Source organism: Geminicoccus sp., assembly GCF_035556675.1.
Classification (GTDB): Bacteria; Pseudomonadota; Alphaproteobacteria; order Geminicoccales; family Geminicoccaceae; genus Geminicoccus.
In genome coordinates, this window is sequence record NZ_DATMFZ010000216.1 from 1 (window position 1) to 3,424 (window position 3,424).

Below are 3,424 nucleotides of genomic sequence, written 5' to 3' on the forward strand. Positions count from 1 at the left end.
CCGACGGCCATCTCCTGATCGACGGCCGGATCCAGGGCGGGGTCGAGGCGCGCATGGTGACGCTCGGGCGCGACGGCGAGATCAACGGCCGGATCGAGGCCGACGAGGTCGTGCTGCACGGCCTGGTGCGCGGCAGCGTGCATGCGCGGCGGGTCCATCTGATCCGCGGCTGCCGGGTGTTCGCCGACATCCATCACGACGTGCTGCAGATCGACGAGGGCGCCTATCTGGAGGGTGCCATCCGGCGCCTGTCCGGCAGCGATGTCCTGACCGACCCGCTGGCAGCGCGCGAGCACGACGCCTGACCATCCCCGCCCTCTTCGCGATGATCGCACCGCTCCTGATCGGCCTGCTGTTCGGCGCGATCGCGGCGCGGTCCCATTTCTGCACCATGGGCGCGCTGTCGGACTTTTTCCTGTTCGGCAGCACCAGGCGGCTGCGCGGCATCGCGGCGGCACTCGCAGTGGCGCTGGCCGGCACTGCCCTGCTCGCCTTTTTCGGCTGGCCGGTGTTCGGCGCAGGGCAGAGCGAGCTGCCATGGCTGGCGGCACTGCTGGGGCCGCTCGCGTTCGGCGCCGGCATGACGCTGGCCGGCGGCTGCATCACCCGCAACCTGGTGCGCGCGGGCCTGGGCAGCGCCAAGGCGGGGCTCACCCTGCTCGTGGCCGCCCTGATGGCCCTGGCCGTCACCGGCGGCATCCTCGCCACCCCGGCCGCCTGGCTGCGCCGGCCGGCGATGGTGCTGGCGCTGCCTCCAGACCTGCTGGCGCCCGCAGCGGCACTGGCGGCCCTGGCACTAGCCGCCTGGGTGCTGCTGCCGGCGCGCGAGCGGGGCCGGGCCCGGGCCGACATCGCGGCCGGAGCTCTGCTCGGCCTGACGGTCCCGCTCTGGCATCTCCTGGTGGTGGCCGGACCCCTTCCGCCGATGCCGTCCTTCATCCTGCCTCTGGGGGAACTGCTCGCCCGCTGGTCGTCAGGGCCCGGCGCCCATGCCGGTGCCCTGCTCGTGCTGGGCACGCTCGCCGGTGCTGCGCTGCTGGGCCTGGTGCGGCGCAGCCACCGCTTCGAGGGGTTCGCCGATGCGGGTGACCTCCAGCGACACCTCCTGGGCGGCCTGCTCATGGGCCTGGGCGGCGGGCTCGCCGGTGTCTGCAGCTTCGGCCTGGCCGTCTCCGGATCAGCTGCGTTGCTACCGGCCGCAATTCTCGGCACTGTCGCCCTTGCGGTCGGATGCCGGCAGACCCTGCGCGTTCTGGAAGGTCGTTCGTTCTTCAGCCGATAGTCCGGCTTGCGCAGCAATCTCAGAGCTGGGGCCACCCAGCGCTTGAAAGCGCGGGCGCCTGAGCCTGCTGGCCGGAACCGGGGGAGGTGAACGATGCAGACGGTGCTCTTGGCCGAGCGGGCGGAGCATGCCACCCGACTGCTCAGGGCAATGGCCAACGAGCACCGGCTGACTATCCTGTGCCGCATTTCCGCCAGGGAACGCTCGGTAGGGGAACTGGCCCGCCAGACCGGGCTCAGCCAGTCGGCAATCTCCCAGCACCTCGCCCGGCTGCGCCGGGAGAACGTGGTCCGCGCCCGCCGCGATGCCCAGACCGTCTGGTATTCTCTGGCCTCCAGCGAGGCCCGGGAGCTGATCGTGACGCTGGGCCGGCTGTTCGCCGGAACGGGGCCGGACGTGCCGCAAGGCGGCCGGAGCGACCAGTGAGCCGAGGTGCCCGTGCCGGCATCCTGGTCGCCCTGGTCCTGCTGGCCGGTGGCCTGGCTGCCCGGGCGGCCGGGCTGGTCGCCGACCTGTCGCATCACCTGATCGCCATCACCACCGCGTTCACCGGCAGCGACGTGCTCCTGTTCGGAGCGCTCGAGGAGACCGGCGGCGATGTCGTGGTGCTGGTGACCGGCCCGCGCACCAACCGGACCGTCCGGCAGCGCGAACGCATGGCCGGGGTCTGGCTGCCGGGCGACGAGATGACGTTTACCGGCGTGCCGAGCTTCTATGCGGTGGCGGCGACCCGGCCGATCGATAGCTTCACCACGCCGCCCTTGCGCGCGCGCCACGAGATGGGAGTGGCAGCATTGCGCCTGAGCCCGGTGGCCGCCTTCGACCCGCACCGGATCACGCGCTTCCGCGAGGCCCTGATCACCCTGCAGCAGCGCAACGGCCTCTACCCGATCGCCACGGGCGAGGTGTCGATGCTGGGCGACCGGCTGTTCCGCACCACCCTGGCCTTCCCCGCCAATGTCGCGTCGGGTCCCTACCAGGTTCAGGTGCTGCGCGTGGTCGCCAACCAGGTCGTGGAAGCGCAGGCCAGCATCCTCACCGTCTCCAAGGTGGGGCTGGAGGCGGACCTCACCGACTTCGCGCAGCGCCACGGCATGTGGTACGGGCTTGCCACGCTCGTGCTGGCGATCACTGCCGGCTGGCTCGCCAACATCGCGTTCCGAAGGAGTTGAGCCCCATGGCCGAAGAAGCCGACGCGCCCGACCGCCTGCTGGAGCGGGTCTTCCTGGTGGTGGCCGACGAAACCGAGGAGATGAGCAACGCCCTGCGCTTTGCCGGGCGCCGCGCCCAGCACTCGGGCGGTCGGGTGGCACTTCTGGCCGTGGTCGAGCCCGCCGACCTCGGCAACTGGCTGGGCGTGGGCCAGGTCATCGAGGACGACCAGCGCCGGGATGCCGAGACCCTGCTGCACCGGATGGCCGAGGAGGCTTACCGGATGACCGGCAAGATGCCGATCCTTCATCTGCGCGAGGGCGACCGGCGTGAGGAGGTGGTCAAGCTGCTTCAGGAGGACAAGACTATCTCGCTGCTGGTGCTGGGCACCGCCAAGGGCAGCTCACCTGGCCCGATCGTCACCTATCTGATGTCGCACCTGGGCAGCAGCATCCGCATTCCGGTGACCCTGGTGCCAGGCGACCTCACACCCGAGGAGATCGACCAGGTCACCTAGGCGGCAGCACCGGCCTTGTGTGGCAACAGCCAGTTCGGGCGGATGAAGTGGCAGGTGTAGCCGCTGGGGTAGCGCTCCAGATAGTCCTGGTGCTCCGGCTCCGCCTCCCAGAAGTCGCCCACCGGGCTCACCTCGGTGACGACCTTGCCGGGCCACAGCCCGGACGCGTCGACATCGGCGATGGTGTCGAGGGCCGTCTGCTTTTGCGCCGCGTCGACATAGAAGATCGCCGAGCGGTAGCTCGGCCCGATATCGTTGCCCTGGCGGTTGCGGGTGGTCGGGTCGTGGATCTGGAAGAAGAACTCCAGGATCCGGCGAAAGCTGGTCTTCTGCGGGTCGAAGACGATCTCGATCGCCTCGGCATGGGTGCCGTGGTTGCGGTAGGTGGCGTTCGGCACGTCGCCGCCGGTATAGCCGACCCGGGTGCGGATGATGCCTTCCTGGCGCCGGATCAGGTCCTGCATGCCCCAGAA

At 70.5% G+C, this 3,424-nt stretch carries 6 protein-coding genes; 5 read left to right on the forward strand and 1 reads right to left on the reverse strand.

The genetic code is table 11. The features are described from left to right. The 5 genes from VNS22_RS15220 to VNS22_RS15240 form a co-directional block, all read left to right on the forward strand. The coding region (locus VNS22_RS15220; protein ID WP_325733827.1) for a polymer-forming cytoskeletal protein at positions 1–305 on the forward strand (305 nt) is incomplete at its 5' end. A 20-nt stretch (positions 306–325) separates the two neighbouring features. Beyond that, positions 326–1,282 (forward strand): YeeE/YedE thiosulfate transporter family protein, encoded by a 957-nt coding sequence (locus VNS22_RS15225; protein ID WP_325733829.1) that lies wholly within the window; start codon positions 326–328, stop codon positions 1,280–1,282. 93 nt (positions 1,283–1,375) lie between these two features. Beyond that, positions 1,376–1,708, forward strand: coding sequence for a metalloregulator ArsR/SmtB family transcription factor (locus VNS22_RS15230; protein WP_325733831.1), 333 nt, complete (start codon positions 1,376–1,378; stop codon positions 1,706–1,708). Then, positions 1,705–2,454: a TIGR02186 family protein gene (locus VNS22_RS15235; protein WP_325733832.1), complete on the forward strand. Its 750-nt coding sequence runs from the start codon at positions 1,705–1,707 to the stop codon at positions 2,452–2,454. Before VNS22_RS15230 ends, VNS22_RS15235 begins: the two co-directional genes overlap by 4 nt. Before the next feature lie 5 nt (positions 2,455–2,459). Then, entirely contained in the window at positions 2,460–2,951 is a 492-nt protein-coding gene (locus VNS22_RS15240; protein ID WP_325733834.1) for a universal stress protein, read from the forward strand. Here the strand turns inward: VNS22_RS15240 and msrA are convergent. Then, positions 2,948–3,424, reverse strand: a 477-nt coding sequence (msrA, locus tag VNS22_RS15245) for a peptide-methionine (S)-S-oxide reductase MsrA (protein WP_325733836.1), incomplete at its 5' end; no start/stop codon positions are given. The genes VNS22_RS15240 and msrA overlap by 4 nt on opposite strands.

Excerpts from the sequence above, each read along its gene's own strand:
- VNS22_RS15225 (WP_325733829.1), top strand. The coding sequence starts at position 326 with ATGATCGCACCGCTCCTGATCGGCCTGCTGTTCGGCGCGATCGCGGCG.
- VNS22_RS15230 (WP_325733831.1), top strand. The coding sequence starts at position 1,376 with ATGCAGACGGTGCTCTTGGCCGAGCGGGCGGAGCATGCCACCCGACTG.
- VNS22_RS15240 (WP_325733834.1), top strand. The coding sequence starts at position 2,460 with ATGGCCGAAGAAGCCGACGCGCCCGACCGCCTGCTGGAGCGGGTCTTC.